A 22,262-nucleotide genomic window follows, 5' to 3' on the forward strand; every position below is an offset into this window, starting at 1 on the left:
GATGAAACACCGCAGGCACAGCCGTGAACGTGCGGGTCATCGCCCGCCCCGACGGCACACCGCTGTGATTCTCCCACGCAACACCGGCTGACCTGCAACCACTCGGGGTGAAAGAGGCTCGATGAGCCGTTCATGACGGGTCTCGTTGAGCGGCTGGTGCCGGACGGGTCGTGTGTGCCGTTCCGGCGGATGGTGCCTCCGGCCGAACGGGGTGGACCACAGCGGCGCGCCGGTGGTCGGGTCGAAGGCGGCCGCGTACGGTTCGGCGTTCGCGGGGGCGCCGTCGCTCCACGGTTTGCCGGGGTCGCCACAGGCGAGGAGGACGGTGACGTGCCGTTCGGCCGGCGCCGCCCTGCCCGGGAGACAGTGCTGGGGAACGGCCGCCGTCCAGCGCGGCGCACCGGTGCGTACGTCGACCGCGCGCAGCCCCTTGTCGGCGAGCACGGCGAGGCCGCCGCCCGCGGCGACCGGGTCGGGCTCGAAGCGGCTCTTGTCGTCGGCGGCGGGGATCGGGGCGTGCCAGAGCTCGCGGCCGTCCTTCAGGTCGATCGCGGCGACCGGCGGAGCACGCCGGCGGGGTGCCCGTCGTCGCCCAGGAGGCCGTCGAGGACGAGCCGGTCGCGCAGGGCCCGTATCGCGGGCTCGTCGTACCGGGCCCGCAGGGGCCAGGGCGCGTTCCCCTCCTCGTCCGCCGCCCGGGCCGCGAGGTCGAGCGCCGTCCTCTCCGTCTCGTCCCGGGGGCCCCGGCCCAGGGGTCGGAGTGCGACGCGCCGCTTCGGGACCCGCCGCGCTTCGAGGCGCCGGCCCGCGTGCATGCGCAGCAGGGCGATCTGGACGACGCGTTCGCCGCGGCCGTGCAGATAGGCGAGTTCGTACAGGTCCAGGCGCTGCTCCGGCGTCCGTGGCGGCCGGATCCCGGCCGTCATGGCGTGGTGGGCGCGCCGCAGGGTCGCCGCCGTGGTCCGTACGGTCATGAGCGGGGCCAGTGACAGCGCGGCCCCGAGCAGGTTCCCCCACCACGTCCCCATGTGCTTCCCCCTCGTGGAACGGTGCGCTTCACCCCCTGTCTGACCGCGCCGGGCCGGTACGAGACATTCCCCGTACCGGCCCGGCGCGGTCCGGACGCCCTCCTCAGCCGGCCGTCGCGGCCTCTCCGTCCGCCTCGATCTCGGCCCACACCGTCTTGCCGTCGGTGGTGTAGCGCATGCCCCAGTTCTCCGCGAGGGTGGCGCAGATGAGGAGGCCCCGGCCTCCCTCGTCGACGGCCTTGGCGTGGCGCAGGTGCGGGGCGGCCTGGCCGGCATCGGTGATCTCGCAGATCAGCGTGGTGGAGTCGGTGATGAGGCGGAGGGTGACCGGGGCTGCGCCGTAGCGGATGGCGTTGGTGACGAGTTCGCTGACGACGAGCGTCGCCGTGAACGGGTCGGCGGGGTGGTTCCACCTCCGGAGCTGCTCCTCGACGTGCCCGCGCGCGATGCCGACGGCGGAGAAGTCGAAGGGGACGGTCCACTCGGCCAGTTCGTCCGACGACAGGTGCCGGGTGCGGGCGACGAGCAGGACGCGGTCGGGGGCGAGGAGCCGGGCGACGTCGTCCGCCATCGCCTCCGGGGAGCGCCCCGGGTGCGCGAGGGCGTTCACCAGGTCCTCCGTCCGCGTGCCGCCCTCGCCGGGTGCCATGCACAGGGTGCTGCCCTCGGGGAGGACCAGGGAGGCGCAGGCGAAGGGCGGTCCCTCCGCGCCGAGCAGCGGGCCGTCGTCGACCGGCCGGGTGTCGACCGATCCGTCGGGGCGGACGACGGCGAACAGCGAGGTGCCGGCGCGCGCGATGTCGAGCCGGCCGCCGACCGGGTCGTGGACGGCGACGGTGCAGCTCGCCGTCGCCCCGTCTCCCTCGGGCCCGGTCTCCTGCTCCCGGGCGAGCCGGAGGGTCGTGGCGTGGAGGCGGGCGAGCAGTTCGTGCGGTTCGAGGTCGAGGGTGGTCAGGCTGTAGACGGCGGTCCGCAGCCGGCTCATGGTGGCGACGGCGCTGAGCCCGGCCCGGTCGACCTGGCCGACGACGAGCGCCACCCGGGCCCCCGACAGGGGGACGACGTCGTACCAGGAGCCGACGCCGCTGCCGTCGGGCTGGTTGCGCCGGGCGACGTCGACGGCCTTCTGGGTGGCCTCCTCCTGGCGCAGCGGCCAGCTCTGGAGCGCCGTCATGACGATGTGCTCGCGGGTGAACCGCAGGGCGTTCTCCAGGCAGGTCGCCGTGCGGGTGGCGATGCCCTCGGCCAGTTCGAGGTCGTCCTCGTCGTACGGTTCGGCCCCTTCCGCGCGCTGGAGGACGACGGCCCCGAAGACCTGTCCCCGGACGAGCAGCGGGGCCACGAGCCTTGTGCCGCCGGCCCGTTCGCCGCGTTCCGGCGGGAGCAGCCGGGGCTCCGTCGGCAGCACCTTCCCGAAGATCCCGGGGAGCAGGAGGGCGCCGGCCGTCGGGATCCGGGGGCCGGTCTCCGTCCCGCCGGTCGCGGTGCAGCGCAGCAGGGGGGCCGGGTCGTGGGAGCGGAGGCCGGGCTCCCTGCCCCTCAGTACGGCGTCGGTGAGGGCGACCACCACCGTGTCGGCGAACCGCGGCACCACGACGTCGACCAGTTCCCGGGCCGTGCGCTCCACGTCCAGGCTGGAGCCGATCCGCTCGTGGGCGTCGTGGAGCAGCCGGAGGCGGGCCTGCGCCCGTTCGCGTTCGGTGACGTCCGTGCTGGTGAGGACCACGCCCAGGACCCGTCCGGCGGCGTCGACGAGGCGGTGGGCGGCGACGGAGAAGACGTACTCGCTGCGCGGGTCGGTGAACGGGTGCCCCCGGACGAGGTGGTCGAGCCTCGGCCGGCCGGTGGCGAGGACCTCCCGCAGCATCTCCTCGTCGACGTCCACCCCGATGGGGGCGTACGCCTCAGCGGCGGGCAGGCCGACGATCCGCTCGGCCGGGATGCCGCGGATGCCGACGGCGACCGGGTTGACGCGGACGACGCGCAGCTCCGTGTCGAGGACGTGGAGGCCGACGTCCGACTGGGTGAAGATGGCGTCCAGGACCGCCTCGTCCCACTGGTCCGGGGTGCCGGAGCCGGGGTGCCTCCCGGAGTCCGCGTCCATGCGTCACTCCTCCTTGTCGGGCCGGGGCGGTCGTGTCAGGCCAGGGTGGTGCGCAGCGCGGTCCAGGCGACCTCGGGGTCGGAGAGGCCGTGGTACATCGGCGGGACCTCCCTGTCGACGTCGAAGTGGTGGTGGACGGCGGTCATGGCGGAGCGGACCGCGTACTCGGCGGTGGAGACGACGTCCTCGGGGATCTCGACGAACTGGCCGAGGAAGGCGAAGTTCCGGGCCCCGTCCGGGACGACGAGGGGGCGGTCGGAGGCGCTCCGGCGCTGGAACTGCGCGGTGGCGTAGGGCATCTGGGCGGTGGTGATCCGGGTGGTCTCCCGCACCTCGTCGGCGATGTCGTCGAAGCCGAGGTGGCCGAGGAGTTCGTCGAGGATCTCGGCGCCGGTGCAGTCGTCCATCGGTTTCGGCACGTGGTCGCCGGGGACGTCGCCGAACAGCGCGTGCCCCCACAGCGTGTACGTGTCCTCCTCCTGGTCGCGGAAGTGGGGCTGGGGCGGCACCGCGACCGAGAGGAGCCAGCGGGAGTCCTTCCAGGTCGTCAGGGCGCCCTCGCCGGGGACGTTGCCGGTGTACTTCTGGATGCGGTCCAGGAGGAGGCTGCCGGTCGTGGTGAGGGTGAAGGACTCCCGCTTGGTCTCGTCGATGTTCCCGCAGAAGGCGTGGGGGCGCCCGAAGTCCGGGGCGTTCCTGGCGACCGACTCCCACAGGCGCCAGGAGCCGTCCCGTCGGTCGCGGACCAGTTCGGGGACGGTGGTGCTGTCGCCGTAGGAGGTGTCGGCGGTCGCCGAGCCGAGGGTCAGGAAGGCGTAGTCGTCCTCGCCCAGCTCGATCGTCCCGGCCTCGGCGCCGTTGCGCCGCAGGTGGAGGCGGGAGAGGCGGCGGGCGGCGGGTCCGGAGAAGTCGGCGTCGGCGACGGTGGTCCCGAAGTCGGTGCGCACGCCCCGGGCGGTGAGCCATTCCTGGATCGGGCGGACGACGGAGTCGTACTGGTTGTACCTGCCGCGCCGGATCCCGGACAGGGTGTGGAGGCGGCCGAACTCCTGCACGAAGGCGAGGAGGTGGCGCTTGAGCTCGACGGCCGAGTGCCAGGTCTGGAAGGCGAAGGTCGTGCGCCACATGCACCAGAAGTGGGTGGTGAAGAAGTGCGGCCGGAAGAAGTCGTCGACGCGCCGGGCCCCGATCAGCCGCTCGGGCAGGGCGAGCAGCCGGGTCATGTCGGCGCGGTCGCGGGCGTCCAGGCCGAGTTCCGAGGCGTCGGCGATCGTGCGGTCGCCGTTGACGATCCGGGCCCTGGCGTGGGTGGGGTGCTCGATGTCGAAGGCGCGCATCTCCTGCCGTACGGAGACCGCCGGGTCGTCCAGGGTCGGGATCGTCTCCAGGAGGTTCCACAGGCACACGGAGTGCTCGTCGTCGAACATCGGGCCGCCCCGGGTGACGTGTCCGCCCTCGCGCGTCGGGGCGGGGACGCCGTCCAGCGAGCCGCCCGCGACCGGAAGCTGCTCCAGGACGCGCACGTTCTCGCCGGGTACGCCCGCGTCCCGGACGAGGAAGACGGCCGCGGCGAGCGAGGCGATGCCGCCGCCGACCAGATGGACCTTGGAGCGCTTCGATGCCGGCACGGGCTGACCTCCGGTTTCGGTGGACGGACGCGACGCGGGCGGTGGGCGGGCGCGGCCCTGGTGTCGACCCTCGCCCGGGGCGGTGGGCCGGGCGAGGCGGAAGGGGCCGTACGGGTGAGGGACGTCCTCGCCCCGCCGCACGCGCGTGCGGCGGGGCGGGAACGGGGCCGTACCGGTTACGACGCCGGGACGGTGTCCTCGAAGGCGGTGCCCGCCGAGCGGTAGGCGGCGACCTTGGCGGCCACCTGCGCCGGGGTCAGGACCCGGTCCTTGACGTGCAGGACGTAGTCGACCTTCTGGTCGTAGGAGCGGGGGGTCGTCGAGGTCTGGCCGGCCAGGTCGATCAGCCACTGGTTGAAGTTGATCGACATCGGGCGTTCGGGCAGGTAGCGGGCGTCGTGCCGGCCGAACTCCTGGCCGTCGACGTAGTACACGATGCTGTTGTCGTGGACGGTCAGGACGAGGTCGTGCCAGCCCGCGTAGCTCGCCCGGACCTCGGAGTGCTGGTTGACGGCCTCCCAGGGGTCGGGCCGGTAGGTCTCCCACGAGGTGGTGTAGAGGATGTTGGCGGGCTCGCCCCAGCCGCCGTTGGGCAGGTACTCGAAGTCGTACTCGGCGTAGTCGTCGGCCATCGGGGCCTTGAGGTCGTTGATGGTGAAGAAGGTCTGGACGACCCGGTCGCCGTCGGGGCCCGACACCGGGGCGTCGGAGAAGCGGACCCGGGCGGCGTAGGTGCCGTTCTTGAACTTCGTCGCCTTCGTCAGGACCTCGGTGTGCCGGGTGGACTCGCCGGTGCCCGCGGTGGAGGACCGCAGGTTCATGATCGAGTTGGTGCCCTCCTTGGCGAAGGTGACGTTCTCGGGCGCCCAGGTGGCGCCGGGCACGCCGGGGCCGCCGGCGTTGGAGCGGACGCTCCAGCCGTGCGAGTTGATCGTCGGGTCGGTGTGCCCGGTGTAGTTGAAGTCGTCGAAGAGCGCGGCCCCGTTGGGCGGCGGGGTGGTCGGGTCGGTCGGCGTGGGCGTCGGGGTGGGGTCGTTGCCGGCGGGGGCGGTGCCCCAGGCGGGGACGCCGCCGACGGTCGCGGTGACCTTGGTCCAGTTGGCGTACGCGGTCTGCGCCGGGCCGAAGGAGTAGTCGTCGTTCTGGTTCAGCGGCTGCCAGTTGGAGCGGTGGAAGCGCAGCTGCAGGTCGCCGGTGTCCGCGCCGGGGGCGAGGGTGCCGGCCCCGGCGGTGAAGCCGACCTCCAGGTAGCGGTCGGCGGTCGCGGTCGGGTTGGCCAGGGTGCCGAAGGTGCCGGTGACGTTGGCGCAGCCCTTCACGGCCCAGGAGCAGGCGTAGGTGTACGAGGCGCCCGCGTCGGCCTTGAAGTAGTAGCGCACCTTGACCTGGCTCAGCGGCACGCCGGTCGTGCCGGTGTTGACCACCTTGAGCCAGGGCTCGACCTGGTCGCTCCCGGTGGCGCTCTGGCGGTACTGGACGGCGACGGCCTCGCCCGCGGCGGCGGCCGGGAGGGCGGTGAGGGCGGTGGCGCCGAGCCCGGTCACCGCGGCGACGGCGAGCGCGGCACGGAGGCGCAGGGTGCGCGTCCTGGTCTGGTCGCTCATGGGGGTTCCTCTCCTCGGAGGTGTCAGGGACGGGGGACGGGGATTGCGGTGGTGGAGAGACGGCGCGGCACCCCGAGGGCGTCGAGCCGGGTCCTGTGGTGGCGCAGGCGCTCCTGGAAGCCGGGCCAGTCGTGGCGGCCGGTCCAGACGACCTCCGCGAGGGCGCAGAGCCGGGGGAAGGTGAGGTACTCGGCGTGCGCCGTGGTGGGGACGTACTCGGTCCACAGCTGGACCTGGGAGCCGAGGACCCGGGCGGCCTCCTCGGGGCTCCAGTCGGCCGGGGCCGGGTCGTTGCCGTGGACGGTGCGCAGGTCGACGACCTCGCCGGCCTGGCCGGGCGGTTCGGCGGGGCTGGTGGACTGGGGGTAGTCGAGGTAGGTGGTGCGGTGGGGGGCCATGACGACCCGGTGGCCGCGGCGGACGGCGGTGCGGCCGTGGTCGGAGTCGCGCCAGGGCATGACGGTGAAGTACTCCGGGAGGTCGGCGCCGTTCTCGGTCCAGCTGAGCGGCCGGCGGTCGGCCCGCAGGAGGTGGTCCCCGACGCGCTCCATGAACCAGCCGTGCAGGGCGTCGGGCCCGGGGAGGCCCTCCTCGGCGACCCGCCGGAGCGCGTCCGGGGACGTGTGCCACTCGGTGGTGGGGCACTCCTCGCCGCCGATGTGGACGTACGGGGAGGGGAAGACGTCCATCACCTCGTCCAGGACCGTGCGGCAGAAGTCGAGGGCCGTGTCGTGGACGCCCAGGATGGTGTCGCACACGCCCCAGCGGTCCCACACGTCGTAGGAGCGGCCCGGGGTGTTGCCCAGCTCGGGATAGGCGGCGAGGGCGGCGCGGACGTGGCCGGGCATCTCGATCTCGGGCACGACGGTGATGCCGCGCTCCGCCGCGTAGGCGACGAGTCCGGTGAGTTCGGCGCGGGTGTAGGCGCCGCCGTGGGGCGCTCCGCCGACCTCGGTGAGGCGGGGCAGGGCGGGGACCGGCATGCGCCAGCCCTGGTCGTCGGTGAGGTGGAGGTGGAGGACGTTGAGCTTGTGGAGGGCGAGGAGGTCGACGTACCGGCGCAGGTAGGAGACGGGGCGGAAGCGGCGGGCGACGTCGAGCATGGAGCCGCGCCAGGGGAAGCGGGGGGTGTCGGTGATCTGCACGCAGGGGACGGTCCAGGCGACGCCGGCGACGGGCTCGTCGGCGAGCGCGTCGACGGGCAGGAGCTGGCGGAGCGTCTGGACGCCGGCGAGGAGGCCCGCGGGGCGGGCGGCCCGGAGCAGGACGCCCCCGGTGCCGACGGTGAGGCCGTAGCCCTCCTCGCCGAGGCCGGTGAGGGCCGGGTCGAGGGCGAGGACGACGGCGCCGTCCGGGCGGGCGGGCAGCGGCAGGCCGGTGGCCGGGCCGAGCAGGGTGCGCAGCAGCCGGGCGGCGCCCTCGGCGCCGGGGGTGACCTTGAGGGCGGTCGCGGCGTCGAAGGTGAACCGGCCGGGCAGCGGCGAGAGGTGGGTGGGGTCGGGGACGAGGCGGGGCAGGGGCATCGCGGTGCGTTATCCCTTCACGGCTCCGCCGGTCATTCCGGCGGCGACCCGGCCCTGCAGGACCAGGAAGAGGACGAGGACGGGCAGGGCGAAGAGCGTGGAGGCGGCCATGGTGGCGCCCCAGTCGGTGCCGAAGACGTTGGAGAAGGACGAGAGCCAGACGGGCAGGGTGCGGTCGTCCTGGTCCTTGATGATCAGCATGTTGGCGAAGGCGAACTCGTTCCAGGCGGTGATGAAGCCGAAGAGCGAGGTCGCGAGGAGGCCGGGGGCCAGCAGCGGGAGGGTCACCCGGCGGAAGGCGGCGGCCCGGGTGCAGCCGTCGACCTGCGCGGCCTCCTCCAGTTCGGCCGGGACGCCGGCCAGGAAGGAGCGGAGGGTGACGACGGTGAAGGGCAGGGTGATCATGAAGTAGATCAGGCTGAGGGTCACCAGCCGGTCGAGCAGGCCGGCGTCCCGGGCGATGACGTACATCGGGATGAGCAGCGCCTCCCAGGGCGCCATCTGGGCGATGAACACCATGAGGAGGAAGGCGCGCCGGCCGCGCCAGCGCATCCGGGCGACGGCGAAGGCGGCGGCGAGGGCCACGACGAGGGCGAGCAGGACGCAACCGGCGGTCACCAGCAGGCTGTTGCCCCAGAAGGTCCAGAAGCCGTCCGCCGCGACGGCGTGCTCGAAGTGCTCCAGGGTGACGGAGACGGGCAGGAAGCCGGGGGTCTCGGACTGGATGTCGCGGGTGGGCCGGAAGGCGGTGAGGACCATCCAGTACACCGGGAAGACGGCCAGGAGGAAGACGGTCACGGCGGCGGTGTTCAGGGGGAGCCGCCGCAGGGCGCGGGGGGTCGCCCGGCGGCCTCGCGTCGGGGCGGGGCGTGCGGGGCCGCCGGTCGGTGTGCCGCCGGAGCGGGGGCGTGCGGGGGCCACCGGCCGGTGTTCCGTGGGGGCGGGGCGTGCGGGGGTCACCGGTCGGCCTCCTGTCGGAGCAGTTGGCGGAAGTAGGCGATCAGGACGGCCACGAGGATGAGGACGGTGAGGGTGGAGACGGCCGCCCCGAGGTCGTAGCGGTGCAGGGACTGGGCCACCCGGTAGGCGTAGACCGGCAGGGTGGTCGTCGCCTCGCCGGGGCCGCCCTTGGTGACGGCCCAGATCTGGGCGAAGCAGCGGAAGACCCAGATGACTTCGAGGCAGAGGACCAGGCCGAAGATCGGCCGCAGGAGGGGCAGGGTGACCGAGCGGAAGATCCGCCCGGCGCCGGCCCCGTCGAGCCGGGCCGACTCGTACAGCTCGGCGGGGACGGTCAGGAGCGCCGAGTGCAGCGTGATGGCGGCGAAGGGGACCGACTGCCAGACCACGAGGAGGACCAGGACGGTGAACGCGGCGGGGCCGTCGGCCAGCCACGAGTAGCCCTCGAAGGACTCGAACCCGAGCCGGACGAGCACCCAGTTGACCACGCCCAGGCGGGAGGCGAAGAGCCACTGGAAGACGGTCGTGGTGGCGATGACCGGGCTGGCCCAGGCGAGGACGAGTCCGCTGGTGACCAGGATCCGCATGCGGCGGCCGAGCCGCTGCATCATCAGGGCGACCAGGGTGGCGATCACCATGATCAGGACGACGTTGACCAGGGTCCACCAGAGGGTGCGCCGGACGACCTCCCAGAAGACGGGGTCGGCCAGGACGGTCCGGTAGTTGTCGAGCCCCGTGAACCCGGCGCCGCCGCGGATGAGTTCCCCCATGCCGTACTCCTGGAAGGAGATCAGCAGGTTGCGGACGAGGGGGTAGCCGAGGAGGAGCGCTCCGCCGAGGACGGTCGGGGCGACGAGGAGGTAGGGCCACGGGGAGGGCCCGAGGGGGCGTCTCACGAGCCGAGGGTCCTGGTGATGCTCTCGGACGCGGTGCGGGCCGCGGTGGCGGGGTCGGTGCCGGTGAGCACGGCGGTCATGTACTGCTTGACCGGGTTGGTGGCCTCGACGGCCGCCCACTGCGGGGAGTTGGGGGTGGCCCGGCCCTGTGCGGCTCCGGCGGCCATGACGGCCGTGCCCTCGTCGTCCTGGACGACCCGGGCGAGGGAGGTGCGGTTGGGGACGTAGCTCATCGTCCTGGCCATGTCCGTCTGCCACTTCTCGCCCGCCAGCGCCTTGACCACCCGGTAGGCGGCGTCGGGGTGGGTGGAGGCCTCGGGGACGATGAAGTCGGAGCCGCCGGTGAAGACGGCGCCGGGCCGGTCGGCCGTGCGGCCGGGGAGGGGGAAGAAGGCGAGTTTGCCCTTGAGGGCGGGGTTGATCTCCTCGACGATCTTCGCGCCGCCGGGGACGGCGACGATCTGCGCGACGTCGCCCTTGGCGAAGACCTCGGCCTGCGGGGGCTTGGACTCGTCGGCATCCTTGGGCCCCTTGCCGAGGGCCTGGAGCTTCCGGTAGAAGTCCATGCCGGCGAGGGCCTGCGGGGTGTCGAGCGCGCCCTTCCACGTGTCGCCGTCCCGGACGGCGAGGTCGCCTCCGGCCTCCCAGACGAAGCCGGAGAGGGTGTACCAGTTCTGGCCGGGGAGGTAGATGCCCTGGACCTTGCCCTTGTTGAGCTTCTCGGTGGCGGCGAGCCATTCGTCCTGGGTCTTCGGCGGGGTGACGCCGGCCCGGGCGAAGAGGTCCTTGTGGTAGATCACGACGCGGCTGGCCCCGTACCAGGGGATGCCGTACTGCTTGCCGTCGACCTTCCCGGGCTCGGCGAGGCCGGGGAGCCAGTCGGCGCCGTTCAGTTCGGCGACCTTGTCGCTGAGGTCGCGGACGCCGCCGCTGGCCGCGTACTGGGCGACCTGGGTGTTGCCGACCTCGATGACGTCCGGGGCGTCCTTGCTGGCGAGGGCGGCCGTGACCTTCTCGCCGATGCCGTCCCACTCCTGGATCTGGATGTCGAGGTCGATGTCCTGGTGCTCCGCCTCGAAGCCGGTGCGGAAGCGGTCGAGGAAGGCGTCGGTGACGCTGTCCTTCATGATCCAGACGGTGACCTTCTCCGGTCCTCCGGAGGCCTTCGGGTCGTCGGAGCCGCCGCAGGCGGTGGCGGCGAGCGCGACGGCCGCCGCGAGGGCGACGGTTCTACTGAGGGGACGGATCTGCACGGGCACCTCGCTGCATGGTTGACCAATTGGTCAAGTGGTCAGGTGTGTGAGCAGAAGGTGGCACGGACCGTTCCGGCCGTCAATCCCTTGGAAAACATGCGCCGTTCACTCGACCACAGGTCAACTCGTCGGGTTAACATCGGGTTTACCAGTTGACCAGCCACGACCGGCTGACCAGTCAGGGAGAACGGCATGTCAGGGAGAGCGGCATGAAGGACGGCTCCTCCAGCGGAGTGCTGAAGCGGGAGCGGGTGCGGGAGCACCTCCTCGGTCTGATCGAGGCGGGCGGCCCGGGCGACCCCATCCCGTCGGAGCGCACCCTCTGCGCCGCCCTCGGCGTCTCGCGCCCCACCCTGCGCGCGGCCGTCGACGAGCTCGTCGCCACGGGCGCGCTCGTACGGGAGCACGGTCGCGGCATGTTCGTCGCCCCCGCCAAGATCGTGCAGCAACTCGCCCCGGACGAGGCGGCCTTCGCCGTCCCCCGCGCCTCGGGCACCTGGTCCAGCACCGTCCTGGAGTCCGCCACGGTCCGGGCCGGGGCCCGCATCGGCCGCCGGCTCCGCCTCTCCCCCGCCGCCGGGCTGCTCTACGTCGCCCGCCTCCGCCTCGTCGACGGCTCGCCCATGGCCATCGAGCACCTGCACATCCCGGCGGACCTCGTCGGCTCCGCGCTCACCCCGGAGGAGCTGGAGGCGGGCGACCTCTACGACCACCTGCGGGAACACCACCGGGTCAGGGTCAAGGAGGCGACCCAGTCGATCGAGCCGACCGTCGTCAGCGAGGACGAGGCCGCGCTCCTGGACGTGCCCGTCCTCTCCCCCGCGCTCCTCATCGAGCGCCTCACCCTCGACGCGGAGGGACGGCCCGTCGAGTACGTCCACTCGGTCTACCGGGGCGACCGGTACCGCATCGTCTCCCGCCTCGACTTCACCCGCGACGGCGTCGTGACCTCCTCCACCGAGGGGGATGCATACTGACCGGCGGACGGCACGGCGGGAGGGGCGGGCATGGAGCTCAAGCGGGAACGGGTACGGGAGCACCTGCTGACCGTGATCGACGGGCGCCGCCCCGGCGACGCCATCCCCTCCGAGCGCACCCTCTGCGCCGCCCTGGGCGTCTCACGGCCCACGCTGCGCGCGGCCGTCGACGAACTGGTCGCGACGGGCCTGCTGGTGCGGGAGCACGGACGGGGGATGTTCGTCGCGCCCGACAAGGTCACGCAGGAACTGGTCGCCGAGGACCGGGCGGCGGGCGTGCCCCGGAGCCGGGGCGACTGGACGAGCACGGTGCTCGACCTGCGCACGGTACGGGCCGGTGCCCGGATCGGCCGGAAGCTGGCGGTCTCCCCGGCGGCGGAGCTGGTGCACGTGACCCGCCTCCGGCACGTCGACGGCGCCCCGATCGCCCTGGAGCACCTGCACGTCCCCGCCGATCTGGTCCCCGGCCTCACCGCCGCCGACATGGAGGGCGGCTTCTACGCCCATCTGCGCGAGCGGCGCGGCATCCGCACGGCCCACGCGGTCCAGTCCATCGAGCCGACCGTCCTGAGCGAGGAGGAGGCCGCCCTCCTCGACGTCCCGGTCCTCTCCCCCGCCCTGCTCTTCGACCGGACCACCTCCGACACCACCGGCCGCCCCGTCGAGTACGTCCGCTCCCTCTACCGCGGCGACCGCTACCGCATCGTCTCCCGCCTCGCCCTGGACACCCGCCTGCCCGACCGCCCGGAGCCCGGGACGGAGCGGACGGGGACGTGGTGGGGGACGGTGGAGTGACCGGCGCGGGGCGGACGGGAGCAGGTGCGGGGGCGGCGGAGTGACCGGCGCGGGCCGGCCGGACGCCGGCAACCGCCCCCGGAGCCGCTCGCGGCGATTTCGCTCAGGATGGTGGCCCGTTTCATACGAGGAAGGCAACGCGGTCGGACCGCCCGGACGGCCGGGGCCCCGGGGCGAGGCCCGGACCCGCCTCCGGTGACCGCCCGGGGGCACCGCGCTCCGGCCCGGGCGGGAAAGCCCCGGTCACCTCGGGGAACGTCCCGCGAGGGGGAGGGCACGCGCCTGCTTCGCTCCCGGTTCATGGAATGTGCGCGGGAAGGATCGTTCCGTTCCGGAGGCGAACCTGTTCTGATTGGTGGTCAGCAACTGTTGGGTGATTGCCGGCCGTTCACGACGGGCAGGTTTGGAGGGTTGTGGGGCGGGCACCGCCCGGCCTCGCGGCCGGGGACGGTTGCCGTCACGTAAGAGAAGGAGGTCGGTCCTCATGACCGTGCGCACCGTCGAACTCCCGCAGCTCTGGATGCCCCACCCGCTGCGGGTGAACCCGTACCTGTCGAACCTGCACGAGGAGAGCGAGACCTGGGCGCGCGAGATGGGGATGCTGGAGGGGCACGGGGAGCTGCCCGGTCACCGGGCCATATGGTCCCGGGACAAGTTCCACGCCATGACCGTCGACCAGCTCACCGCCTGGACCCTCCCCGACGCCTCCCTGCCCGCCCTCCGGCTCAACCACCGGTTCAACATCTGGGCCCTGGCCTGGGACGACTACTTCGCCGCCGCCTTCAAGCAGACCGGCGACCTGCCCGGCGCGCGGCTCTTCACCGCCCGGCTGCACGCCTTCCTGCGGCCCGAGCCCGACGCCCGGCTGCCGGAACCGGTGAACGCCGTCGAGCGGGGCATCGCCGATCTGCAGCGGCACCTCTTCCCGCCCGGCCTCGCCCACTGGCGGCACGACTTCAACCGGGCCCTGGCGAGGTACGTCGACGCGGGCGTCGAGGAACTGGCCAACAGCCGCACCGGCCGCGTCCCCCACCTGATCGACTACGCGCCGTTCCGGCGGGAGAGCTTCGCCGCCCACACCGCCCCCTACTCCGTCGAGCTGGCGACCGGCGCCCGCATACCCGAGCAGATACGGCACAGCCGCACCGTCCGCGCCCTCCTCGACGCCTTCATGGACTTCATGGGGCTCGCGAACGACATCGCCTCCTACGAGCGGGAGGTCCACGAGGAGAACGACGTCAACAACCTGGTCGTGGTCGTCGGGACGTCCCTCGGGATCGCCCTCCACGACGCCGTGCCCGCCGCCCTGAACCTGGTGAACGCCCGGCTGCGGGACTTCGAGCACCTGAGGCGGAACGAGATGCCGCTCCTCGTGCGCCGGGCCGGTCTGGACCGTGACGAGCAGGCCGAGTCGGAGGCCTGGCTCCGGGGGGCCTGCGGGTTCCTCTCCGGGATCCACGCCTGGTACACCGGCGCGCCCCGCTACACCTCCTCCCCGGACGTCCCGTTCCCGGGGTGACGGCGGCGGGGACCGGCCCCGCCGCCGTCACCTCCGTCACGCGGAAGGACGGTCCTACCGCCCGCGCAGCAGGCGCTTGACGCGCGTCCACCACGAGGCGCGGGCCTCGGGCCGGCGCGCGCCCCCGGGCCCGCCCACCGGCATCGGCGGCACCGGCGGGACCCCGTCGCTCCGGACGGGCGGGGCCGGGAGCGGGGCCGGACCGTCGTCGACCCGGGGAGCGCGCGGCGAGAAGCTCACGGGCAGCGCCGTCAGGTGCCGGGCCCAGGTGCTGGAGCGCCAGGCGAGGCTCTCCTCCGGGACCGAGAGGACGATGTCGGGCAGCCGGGTGAGCAGGATGTCGATGCCGGCGTCGGCGATGATGCGGCCGATGTCCTGGCCGGGGCACTCGTGCGTGCCGGCGCTGAAGGACAGGTGCGCCCGGTTGTGGTGGACGGGGGCCGCGGGGTCCGGGCGGATCGCCTGGTCGACGTTCCCGGCGGCCAGGCCGAGGAGGAGCATGTCCCCCGCCTTGATCTCCTGCCCGCCGAGGGTGGTGTCGCTGTTGGCCCAGCGGCCCGGGCACACCATCAGCGGCGGCTCGTCCCACAGGACCTGCTCCACGGCCTCGGGCAGGGTCATCTGGCCGCCGGCCAGCGAGCCGCGGAACCGGGGGTCGGTGAGGACCATCCGCAGGACGTTGGACATGAGGTTGGCGGTCGTCTCGTACCCGGCGAGCAGGATGAGGCGCAGGTGGTGCTTGACCTCCTCGTCGGTGAGGCCGGCGGGGTGGGCCATCAGGGCGGAGGCGATGTCGTGCCCCGGGTGGGCGCGCTTGGCGGCGACGAGCCGTTCGAGGCTCTCCAGGACGAAGGCGTTGCTGGCGAGCGACGTCTCGGTGGCCTTGAAGAGGTCCCGGGCTGCGTGCACGAGTTCGGGCGCGTCCTCGTCGGACATGCCGAGGAGGTGGATGAGGGTGAGCATGGGCAGGTGCTCGGTGAACTGCCCGACGAGCTCCGCCTCGCCCTTCTCGCAGAACCCGTCGATCACCTGGTGGGCGAAGCGGATGATGTGGCGGCGGACCCCCCGGTGGTCGAACTGGCCGAGGCCGGCGGTGAGCGCGCCGCGCAGCCGCTGGTGCTCCTCGCCGTCCGCGCAGACGCAGTCGGGGCGCCAGCCGATCATCGGCATGAGCGGCGAGGTGGCGGGGTCGATCTCGCCGGTCCGCCAGCCGTGCCAGACGCGGGGGTCGCGGGAGAACTGGGTCGGGCGGCTGGCCACGTCGCGGTTCTCCAGGTACCCCAGGACGAGCCAGGCGCGCACGTCGCCGTCGAGCAGGACGGGCGCCACCGGGCCGTGGGCGGCCCGCAGTTCCTCGTACAGGCCCATGGGGTCCGTGGCCGCCGCCTCGCCGTAGAGCCGGGTCGCTCCGCCGGCTCCGGTGGCGGCGTGGGCCGGGCAGCCGGGGGGCGGGACCCGGCCCGCCTGCGCGGTGGCGTGTTCGGCGGGTGGGAAGGTCATGCGGTCTCCTGGGCGGCGACGAGGGTGTGCAGGTAGTCCATCAGCGAGAGCAGGGCGTCGCGGCAGGACGCCCGGTCCCGTGCGTCGCAGGCGACGAGGGGCACGGAATCGCCGAGGGCCAGGGCGGTGCGCAGCTCCTCCACGGGGTACTGCGGGGCCTCCGGGAAGGTGTTGACGGCCACGACGAAGGGGACGCGGCGGTCCTCCAGGCGGGTGATGACCTCGAAGCAGACCTCGATCCTGCGCGTGTCGACGAGGACCACGGCGCCGAGCGCCCCTTCGAAGATGCCGTTCCACAGGAACCAGAAGCGCTCCTGCCCGGGGGTGCCGAAGAGGTAGAGGACCAGCTCCTGGTTGATGCTGATCCGTCCGAAGTCCATCGCGACGGTCGTGGTGTTCTTGCCCTCGGCGCCGGGGTTGTGGTCGATCCCGACGCCCGCCTGCGTCATGGTCTCCTCGGTGGTCAGGGGCGGGATCTCGCTCACCGCCCCGACCATGGTGGTCTTGCCGACGCCGAAGCCGCCGACGATGACGACCTTGACGCCCCTGGCGCTGTGCGGCAGCGGCATGCCGGCGCCGCGCGGGCCGGGAACGAGCGTGTCAGAGTTTGCGTAGTCCATGGATCACCGCCTCCAGTAGGCCGCGTTCGGGATAGGCCGCCACCGGCACGGGCGCGATGGCCTCGACCCGCTCGTTCTCGACGAGTTTGGAGAGCAGGACGGTGACGACGCTGAACGGAAGGCTGAGGTACGCCGAGAGCTCGGCCACCGAGAGCGGATAGGCGCACATGGTGAGGATGGACGCCTGCTCGGGCTGCATCGAGGGGTCGGGTGCGGCCCGCGCCACGATGAGGGTGACCAGGTTGAAGCCCTTGGCCGAGGAACCGGAGCCGCCGGTGATGACGTAGAGCGGAACGGGGTTGCCTTCATTCCAGGGGCCCGGATTCTCCGATGTCACATCGCCTGCCTGACGTCCTGCCGGGGCGGGCTGGTCATGTGCTGGCCGATCCGGGCCACCAGCGTCCGCATGCGGTCGCCGAGGAGTCCGGCGTCCACCTCCTGGTCGGCGAGGACCGCGAGGTAGGCGCCGGGGCCGGCCGCCATCAGGGAGAAGTACCCTCCGTCGGCCTCGATGCCGACCATCCGCGTCGAGCCGTCGCCGTGCGGGAACATCTGCGCGATGGCCCTGGCCAGGCTCTGGATGCCGGAGCAGGCGGCGGCGATGGCGTCGGCGGTGTCGGGCGCGGTGTTCGCCTGCCCGATGCTCAGGCCGTCCGCCGAGAGGACGACCACGTGGCGCACGAACGGAACGCTGCTGACGAGCTCCGTGAGCATCCAGTCCATGTTCGGCAGTGGCTGCATGTTAGTCGACCTCATCTGAAGGCTCGTTGGGGGAAGGGGTGGGTTCGGCGGCCGCTCTCTTCTCGCCGTTGAACGCCTCCCACATCAGGCCCGGCTGGGGGGCGGGCCGGGAGGAGGCCGGTGTGGCGGGGGGCGTGGGGCCCGTCACCACGACCGGGATCGGGACGGGCGACTCGCGCCGCCGCTGCGGGAGGCCGTTGGGGGCCCTCCTGATCTCGCCGGTCTCCGCGGCGAGGGCGGGCGACGGCATGGGCGGGGGCGTCGGCGTGGGTGCGGGCACCGGAGCGGTCCGGGTCGGGCCGCCCAGGGTGCGGTGCGGGCCGGCCGCGCGCCGCTTGGCGAAGTCGTTGGGCCGCACGGCGGGCCGGGGCATCGTGGTGATCAGGCGCCGGGGGACGAGCACGACGGCCCGTACGCCTCCGTAGGCGGAGGTGCGCAGGTGGACCTCGCAGCCGTGCTCGCGGGCGAGGCGGCTGACGACGGGCAGGCCGAGCTGGGTGACCTCGCCCAGGCTGGCGAGCTGGATGGTCCGCTGCGACTGCGCCATGACGCGCTCGACGCGCTGCCGGACCTCCTCGGTGAGGCCGACGCCCCGGTCCTCGATCTCGACCACGATGCCGGAGGGCACCTCGTTGGCGGTGACCTCGACGGGGGCGTGCGGCGGCGAGAACGACGTCGCGTTGTCGAGGAGTTCGGCGAACAGGTGCATCAGCGGCTCGGCCCCGGGGCCGACCACGGCCACCTCCGCCACCGCCTGCAGCTTGACGCGGGGGTAGTCCACGATCCGCGACATGGCTCCGCGCAGGATGTCGTAGAGCGGGATCGACTTCGACCACTGGCGTCCGGGGCGGGCGTCGCCCAGGACCGCGATGCTGGCCGCGAGGCGGCCGATCAGGGCGTTGCGGTGGTCGACGTCCTGGAGGCCGCGGGAGACCACGATGTCGTTGCCGTGGAGGATCTGCATGGCGTGCAGGTCCTTGGCGAGCTGGTGCACGATCGCCTGGACGCGGCGCGCGACCGCCACGAGGGCCCGCTGGGAGGCGTCGCGGGTGTGCTCCTCGGCCTCCACCGCCTCCAGGAGGGTCCGCAGGGCGCCCTTGAGCGCTTCGCTGAACTCCTTGTCGAGGTGCCTGCCGAAGTCGACGGCGCGCAGGATGTCCGAGGCGGGGTCGCCCCTCTTGAGGCGGGCGACGGCCGCGGGCAGGAGTTCTTCGGCGAGCCAGACGGTGGTGGCCCGCTGGTCGGCGAGCCGTCCGAGCAGGGCGGCCTCGCGCTGCTCGTAGTACTTCTCCGCCTCGGCGGCCGCCCGCGTGTGGCGGGCCGCTTCCGCCGCGCGCAGCTGGCGCGCGGTCCCGGCCGAGGTGAGGACCGTCAGGAGCACCGCGGCGAGACCGCACCAGGCGACCGGTGTCCGTATCTGTGCAGGGGAGAGGAGGAGTGCGATCAGGGAGGCTCCCGCCAGAACTCCCGGGGGGAGGAGCCATTCCCGGACGACCGGAGTCGGCCGGGCTCTGGAAATCGAACCTGCACGAACCATCAGGGGGTCCCTAAGAAGTCTGGAATGAGCGGACCGTGGGTGTGGTGCGCCGAAAGGAACGAAGGCGGACCTCATTCGGGCACGTGTACGCGTGCCCCGACGAGAACCCGGCGGGCGGAAACCCGGGGGTTCGCTCCGGGAATCGCGCCGGCGGGCGCTTTTCCTCGCGGCCGTACTCCGTCCACGCACTCACGGCGTTCATGACTCGCTGTGAGCGTGTCGCAACACACCGGTGAGCATAGTCAGTTCGGGTTCTCCGTGTGACGTCGCCGAAAGGACAACCTCCACCGGTCATTGCGGTTGCATAAAGCGACGGACGGCCGTACCTGAAATGCAATAAACCGATCAAATTCTGTCGCCCGATCATCAGGGGGCCGAAGGGGGGTGCCCTGCCGGCCGCCGTCGGATCCGCCGCGGGCATTGACAGGTCCATCTCACGCTCCCATCCTTGAGAGCGCTCTCAAGAGAGTTTCCACGAGCTCGATCCCCCATGGATTCCCCCCACACGGAGTCCCCCCACCTCCGAGGAGCCCCACGTGTCCGCACGTCACAGGCGCACGCGCGTCCGACTCGTCCCCCTTCTGGCGGCCGCCGCGCTGATCGGCACCGGCGTCACCGTCGCCGCCTCCTCCGACCCCGTCGAGGCCGCCGTCCCCACGACCATCCCGCTCACCTTCGCGAACAACTCCGGTCGCGGGGAGCAGGTGTACGTCTACAACCTCGGCACCGAGCTCTCGACGGGCCGACAGGGCTGGGCGGACGCGAACGGAACCTTCCACCCCTGGCCGGCCGGGGGCTCCGTCCCCGTCCCCGCGCCCGACGCCTCCATCGCCGGCCCGGCCAACGGGCGGTCGATGACGATACGGCTGCCGAAGTTCTCGGGCCGGGTCTACTTCAGCTACGGCCAGAAGCTGAACTTCAAGCTGGCGACGGGCGGCCTCGTGCAGCCCGCGGTCCAGAACCCGAGCGACCCCAACAGGAACATCCTCTTCAACTGGTCCGAGTACACCCTGAACGACGCGGGCCTCTGGCTCAACAGCACCCAGGTCGACATGGTCTCGGCGCCCTACTCGGTCGGCGTGAAGCGGCCGAACGGCTCCGTCGCGAACACGGGCCGCCTCAAGCCCGGCGGCTACCGGGGCTTCTTCGACGCGCTGCGCGCCCAGCCCGGCGGCTGGGGCGGCCTGATACAGACCCGCTCCGACGGCACGGTGCTGCGCGCGCTCGCGCCGGGCCACGGCATCGAGGCCGGCGGGCTGCCGGCCGGGGTGATGAACGACTACGTCAACCGGGTCTGGAGCAAGTACTCCACGTCGACCCTGACCGTGACGCCCTTCGCGAACCAGCCCTCCGTGAAGTACTACGGGCGGGTCTCGGGCAACGTCATGAACTTCACCAACGGGTCGGGCCAGGTCGTCACCTCCTTCCAGAAGCCCGACTCGGACAGCGTCTTCGGCTGCTACAAGCACCTGGACGCCCCGAACGACCAGGTGCGCGGCCCCATCTCCCGTACGCTCTGCGCGGGTTACAACCGCTCCACGCTGCTCACCAACCCCAACCAGCCGGACTCCTCGTCGGCCGGCTTCTACAAGGACGCGGTGACCAACCACTACTCCCGCGCGATCCACGAGCGGATGGCGGACGGCAAGGCGTACGGCTTCGCCTTCGACGACGTCGGCGCGCACGAGTCCCTGGTGCACGACGGCAGCCCGCAGCAGGCGTACGTGACGCTCGACCCGTTCGACTAGAGCGCGTCCCCTGATCTGCTCGGTCCGCTTGCCGGTTGACCGGGCGTGTCTGTCCGACCGGTCGTCACCCGTGTGACGCGGGACCGGAACCGGCGCTCCGCCCCTCGTCGAAGAAGCCGGTCCCTCCCCTGGGCGGAGGAGGGGCCGGCTTTCGCGGTCCGCGGGAGGGGCGGGGTCAGGAACGGTCGAGCGCGCGGGCGAGGAAGCGCCGCGTGGCCCGCTCCCGCGGAGCGGTGAGCACCTGCTCCGCCGTGCCCTGTTCCACGATCACGCCGCCCTCCAGGAAGCAGACCCGGTCCGCGACCCGCCGGGCGAAGTCCATCTCGTGCGTGGCCATCAGGATGGTGAGGCCGCGCCCCTTGAGGTCGGCGACGACGTCCAGGACCTCGCCGACCAGTTCGGGGTCGAGGGCGGAGGTGATCTCGTCGAAGAGCAACAGCTCCGGCTCGGTGGCCAGGGCGCGGGCGATCGCCACGCGCTGCTGCTGTCCCCCGGACAGCCGGTCGGGATGTTCGTGCGCCTTGTCCGCGAGTCCGAGGCGTTCCAGGAGCTCACGGGCCGATGCCTCGGCCTTCCTGCGCGGGACGCCGTGGACCTGGCGGGGCGCGAGCGTGATGTTGTCCAGCACGCTCAGGTGCGGGAACAGGTTGTACGCCTGGAAGACGATGCCGATCCGCCGGCGGGCGACGTCGGGGTCCAGCCGGGGATCGGTCAGTTCGCTCTCCCCCAGGTGGACGGTGCCGTCGTCGACGACTTCGAGCAGGTCCACGCACCGGAGCAGGGTCGACTTGCCCGAGCCCGAACCGCCGATCAGGCAGACGACCTGGTGCTCGGCGACGTCCAGGTCGATCGAGCGCAGCACCAGCCGCTCCCCGTACTGCTTGCGGAGGCCACGGATGCGCAGCAGCGGCCCGCTCATCGGCCCGCCCCCGCCCGGGTGCGCCGCACGGCCCGCCGCTGGAGCCGGTCGGCGAAGCGGGTGAGCGGGATGGTCACCGCGACGAACAAGAGGGCCGCTCCCAGGTACGGGGTGTAGTTGAAGTCGTAGTCCGCCTTGATCTGCGCGGCCCGCAGCGCTTCGAGCGGGCCGAGGACGGCGACCAGCGCGGTGTCCTTCTGCAGGGCGATGAAGTCGTTGAGCAGGGGTGGGAGCACGTTGCGCACCGCCTGGGGCAGCACGACGTGCCGCAGGGTCTGCCGCTCGTTGAGACCCAGCGCCCGGGCGGCGTTCCGCTGCGCGGGGTGGACCGAGTCCAGTCCCGCCCGGAACACCTCGGCGACGTAGGCCGTGTAGGAGAGGACCAGGGCGATGACACCGAGGACCCACGGCTCGGAGGGGGTGCCCTGGAGCTGCAGCGCCGGCAGTCCGAAGCCGACGAGGAAGACAAGGAGCAGGGTCGGTACGCCGCGGAAGACGTCCACGTAGACGGTGGCGGCGAGCCGCAGCGGCTGGAGACCCGGGGCGCGGGTCACCCGTACCAGGGCGATCAGCAGTCCCAGGACGAGGATCAGCACCTCGGCGACGAGGAACATCTGGATGTTGAGCCAGAAGCCCCGGAGGAGGTCGGGGAAGGCGGAACGGAGCTCGGCGCCGTCGAAGAACAGGCTGTCGACGCGTTCCCAGCCCGGCGAGGCGACCGCGGCCGCGCCCACGGCCGCCAGGCCGAGCAGGGTGCACAGGAGGGAGACCCAGGTGTGGCGGCGCTTGCGGGAGCGGCGGTACCGCTGCCGCTCCCGTTCGTGGTCGCTGGGCCGGTAGAGGGCGTCGGGCGTCCCGGACGCGTCCGAAGGGGTGGCCGGCCGGTCCGGTGCGGCCGTCTTGCCGATGT

General features: G+C 72.7%; 20 protein-coding genes. 4 read left to right on the forward strand and 16 right to left on the reverse strand.

The window, feature by feature from the left end; translation table 11 throughout:
- Positions 1–36: 36 nt before the first annotated feature.
- The 9 genes from ACWGSR_RS02230 to ACWGSR_RS02270 form a co-directional block, all read right to left on the reverse strand.
- Positions 37–549 (reverse strand): outer membrane protein assembly factor BamB family protein, encoded by a 513-nt coding sequence (locus ACWGSR_RS02230; RefSeq protein ID WP_453563104.1) that lies wholly within the window; start codon positions 547–549, stop codon positions 37–39.
- The gene (locus ACWGSR_RS02235; RefSeq protein WP_453563046.1) at positions 540–1,028 is read right to left on the reverse strand and encodes a TIGR04222 domain-containing membrane protein; all 489 of its coding nucleotides are present in this window, start codon (positions 1,026–1,028) and stop codon (positions 540–542) included. The genes ACWGSR_RS02230 and ACWGSR_RS02235 overlap by 10 nt, the downstream gene beginning before the upstream one ends.
- Before the next feature lie 103 nt (positions 1,029–1,131).
- Positions 1,132–3,132 carry a SpoIIE family protein phosphatase gene (locus ACWGSR_RS02240; protein ID WP_453563047.1) on the reverse strand — a complete coding sequence of 667 codons (2,001 nt, stop codon included), beginning with the start codon at positions 3,130–3,132 and terminating at the stop codon, positions 1,132–1,134.
- Positions 3,133–3,167: 35 nt separating this feature from the next.
- Positions 3,168–4,760 (reverse strand): oleate hydratase, encoded by a 1,593-nt coding sequence (locus ACWGSR_RS02245; protein ID WP_376232239.1) that lies wholly within the window; start codon positions 4,758–4,760, stop codon positions 3,168–3,170.
- 176 nt (positions 4,761–4,936) lie between these two features.
- Complete coding sequence (locus tag ACWGSR_RS02250; RefSeq protein WP_453563048.1) at positions 4,937–6,364, reverse strand: cellulose binding domain-containing protein; 1,428 nt, start codon at positions 6,362–6,364, stop codon at positions 4,937–4,939.
- 23 nt (positions 6,365–6,387) lie between these two features.
- Positions 6,388–7,887, reverse strand: a complete 1,500-nt coding sequence (locus tag ACWGSR_RS02255) for a beta-N-acetylhexosaminidase (protein WP_453563050.1) — start codon at positions 7,885–7,887, stop codon at positions 6,388–6,390.
- Between the two features lie 9 nt (positions 7,888–7,896).
- A complete protein-coding gene (locus tag ACWGSR_RS02260; RefSeq protein ID WP_376232244.1) occupies positions 7,897–8,847 on the reverse strand; it encodes a carbohydrate ABC transporter permease in 951 nt (316 codons plus the stop codon).
- Positions 8,844–9,743: a carbohydrate ABC transporter permease gene (locus ACWGSR_RS02265; RefSeq protein ID WP_376232245.1), complete on the reverse strand. Its 900-nt coding sequence runs from the start codon at positions 9,741–9,743 to the stop codon at positions 8,844–8,846. Before ACWGSR_RS02265 ends, ACWGSR_RS02260 begins: the two co-directional genes overlap by 4 nt.
- Positions 9,740–10,996 (reverse strand): extracellular solute-binding protein, encoded by a 1,257-nt coding sequence (locus ACWGSR_RS02270; RefSeq protein ID WP_376232246.1) that lies wholly within the window; start codon positions 10,994–10,996, stop codon positions 9,740–9,742. Before ACWGSR_RS02270 ends, ACWGSR_RS02265 begins: the two co-directional genes overlap by 4 nt.
- A gap of 209 nt (positions 10,997–11,205) precedes the next feature.
- Between ACWGSR_RS02270 and ACWGSR_RS02275 the strand changes: the two genes are divergently transcribed.
- The 3 genes from ACWGSR_RS02275 to ACWGSR_RS02285 all read left to right on the forward strand — a co-directional run bounded on the left by ACWGSR_RS02275 (position 11,206) and on the right by ACWGSR_RS02285 (position 14,287).
- On the forward strand, positions 11,206–11,973 hold the full coding sequence (locus ACWGSR_RS02275) for a GntR family transcriptional regulator (RefSeq protein WP_376232248.1): 768 nt from the start codon (positions 11,206–11,208) through the stop codon (positions 11,971–11,973).
- A gap of 30 nt (positions 11,974–12,003) precedes the next feature.
- Complete coding sequence (locus ACWGSR_RS02280) at positions 12,004–12,768, forward strand: GntR family transcriptional regulator (RefSeq protein WP_376232249.1); 765 nt, start codon at positions 12,004–12,006, stop codon at positions 12,766–12,768.
- Positions 12,769–13,252: 484 nt separating this feature from the next.
- Entirely contained in the window at positions 13,253–14,287 is a 1,035-nt protein-coding gene (locus tag ACWGSR_RS02285; RefSeq protein ID WP_376232250.1) for a terpene synthase family protein, read from the forward strand.
- A gap of 54 nt (positions 14,288–14,341) precedes the next feature.
- Here ACWGSR_RS02285 and ACWGSR_RS02290 read toward each other — a convergent pair whose 3' ends face one another.
- Genes ACWGSR_RS02290 through ACWGSR_RS02310 form a run of 5 tightly spaced genes read right to left on the reverse strand, consistent with a single transcriptional unit; the run spans position 14,342 to position 18,529 of the window.
- Positions 14,342–15,787 carry a cytochrome P450 gene (locus ACWGSR_RS02290; protein ID WP_376232251.1) on the reverse strand — a complete coding sequence of 482 codons (1,446 nt, stop codon included), beginning with the start codon at positions 15,785–15,787 and terminating at the stop codon, positions 14,342–14,344.
- Complete coding sequence (locus ACWGSR_RS02295) at positions 15,784–16,407, reverse strand: GTP-binding protein (RefSeq protein ID WP_376232252.1); 624 nt, start codon at positions 16,405–16,407, stop codon at positions 15,784–15,786. Before ACWGSR_RS02295 ends, ACWGSR_RS02290 begins: the two co-directional genes overlap by 4 nt.
- Positions 16,388–16,744 (reverse strand): DUF742 domain-containing protein, encoded by a 357-nt coding sequence (locus ACWGSR_RS02300; RefSeq protein ID WP_376232254.1) that lies wholly within the window; start codon positions 16,742–16,744, stop codon positions 16,388–16,390. The genes ACWGSR_RS02295 and ACWGSR_RS02300 overlap by 20 nt, the downstream gene beginning before the upstream one ends.
- Positions 16,741–17,148 carry a roadblock/LC7 domain-containing protein gene (locus tag ACWGSR_RS02305; RefSeq protein WP_234352165.1) on the reverse strand — a complete coding sequence of 136 codons (408 nt, stop codon included), beginning with the start codon at positions 17,146–17,148 and terminating at the stop codon, positions 16,741–16,743. The genes ACWGSR_RS02300 and ACWGSR_RS02305 overlap by 4 nt, the downstream gene beginning before the upstream one ends.
- Position 17,149: 1 nt before the next feature.
- On the reverse strand, positions 17,150–18,529 hold the full coding sequence (locus ACWGSR_RS02310) for an ATP-binding protein (RefSeq protein WP_453563053.1): 1,380 nt from the start codon (positions 18,527–18,529) through the stop codon (positions 17,150–17,152).
- A 692-nt stretch (positions 18,530–19,221) separates the two neighbouring features.
- On the opposite strand from ACWGSR_RS02310, the gene ACWGSR_RS02315 reads away from it, so the two are divergent.
- On the forward strand, positions 19,222–20,433 hold the full coding sequence (locus ACWGSR_RS02315; RefSeq protein WP_376232256.1) for a glycoside hydrolase family 64 protein: 1,212 nt from the start codon (positions 19,222–19,224) through the stop codon (positions 20,431–20,433).
- A gap of 175 nt (positions 20,434–20,608) precedes the next feature.
- Here the strand turns inward: ACWGSR_RS02315 and ACWGSR_RS02320 are convergent, their stop codons facing one another.
- The gene (locus ACWGSR_RS02320) at positions 20,609–21,352 is read right to left on the reverse strand and encodes an amino acid ABC transporter ATP-binding protein (protein WP_376232258.1); all 744 of its coding nucleotides are present in this window, start codon (positions 21,350–21,352) and stop codon (positions 20,609–20,611) included.
- On the reverse strand, positions 21,349–22,260 hold the full coding sequence (locus tag ACWGSR_RS02325) for an amino acid ABC transporter permease (protein ID WP_453563106.1): 912 nt from the start codon (positions 22,258–22,260) through the stop codon (positions 21,349–21,351). Before ACWGSR_RS02325 ends, ACWGSR_RS02320 begins: the two co-directional genes overlap by 4 nt.
- Positions 22,261–22,262: the final 2 nt, after the last annotated feature.

Source organism: Streptomyces sp. NPDC055632, from assembly GCF_053618675.1.

Coding starts and splice junctions, on each gene's coding strand:
- ACWGSR_RS02235 (WP_453563046.1), bottom strand. CDS start 1,028: ATGGGGACGTGGTGGGGGAACCTGCTCGGGGCCGCGCTGTCACTGGCC.
- ACWGSR_RS02240 (WP_453563047.1), bottom strand. CDS start 3,132: ATGGACGCGGACTCCGGGAGGCACCCCGGCTCCGGCACCCCGGACCAG.
- ACWGSR_RS02250 (WP_453563048.1), bottom strand. CDS start 6,364: ATGAGCGACCAGACCAGGACGCGCACCCTGCGCCTCCGTGCCGCGCTC.
- ACWGSR_RS02255 (WP_453563050.1), bottom strand. CDS start 7,887: ATGCCCCTGCCCCGCCTCGTCCCCGACCCCACCCACCTCTCGCCGCTG.
- ACWGSR_RS02275 (WP_376232248.1), top strand. CDS start 11,206: ATGAAGGACGGCTCCTCCAGCGGAGTGCTGAAGCGGGAGCGGGTGCGG.
- ACWGSR_RS02280 (WP_376232249.1), top strand. CDS start 12,004: ATGGAGCTCAAGCGGGAACGGGTACGGGAGCACCTGCTGACCGTGATC.
- ACWGSR_RS02285 (WP_376232250.1), top strand. CDS start 13,253: ATGACCGTGCGCACCGTCGAACTCCCGCAGCTCTGGATGCCCCACCCG.
- ACWGSR_RS02290 (WP_376232251.1), bottom strand. CDS start 15,787: ATGACCTTCCCACCCGCCGAACACGCCACCGCGCAGGCGGGCCGGGTC.
- ACWGSR_RS02295 (WP_376232252.1), bottom strand. CDS start 16,407: ATGGACTACGCAAACTCTGACACGCTCGTTCCCGGCCCGCGCGGCGCC.
- ACWGSR_RS02305 (WP_234352165.1), bottom strand. CDS start 17,148: ATGCAGCCACTGCCGAACATGGACTGGATGCTCACGGAGCTCGTCAGC.
- ACWGSR_RS02320 (WP_376232258.1), bottom strand. CDS start 21,352: ATGAGCGGGCCGCTGCTGCGCATCCGTGGCCTCCGCAAGCAGTACGGG.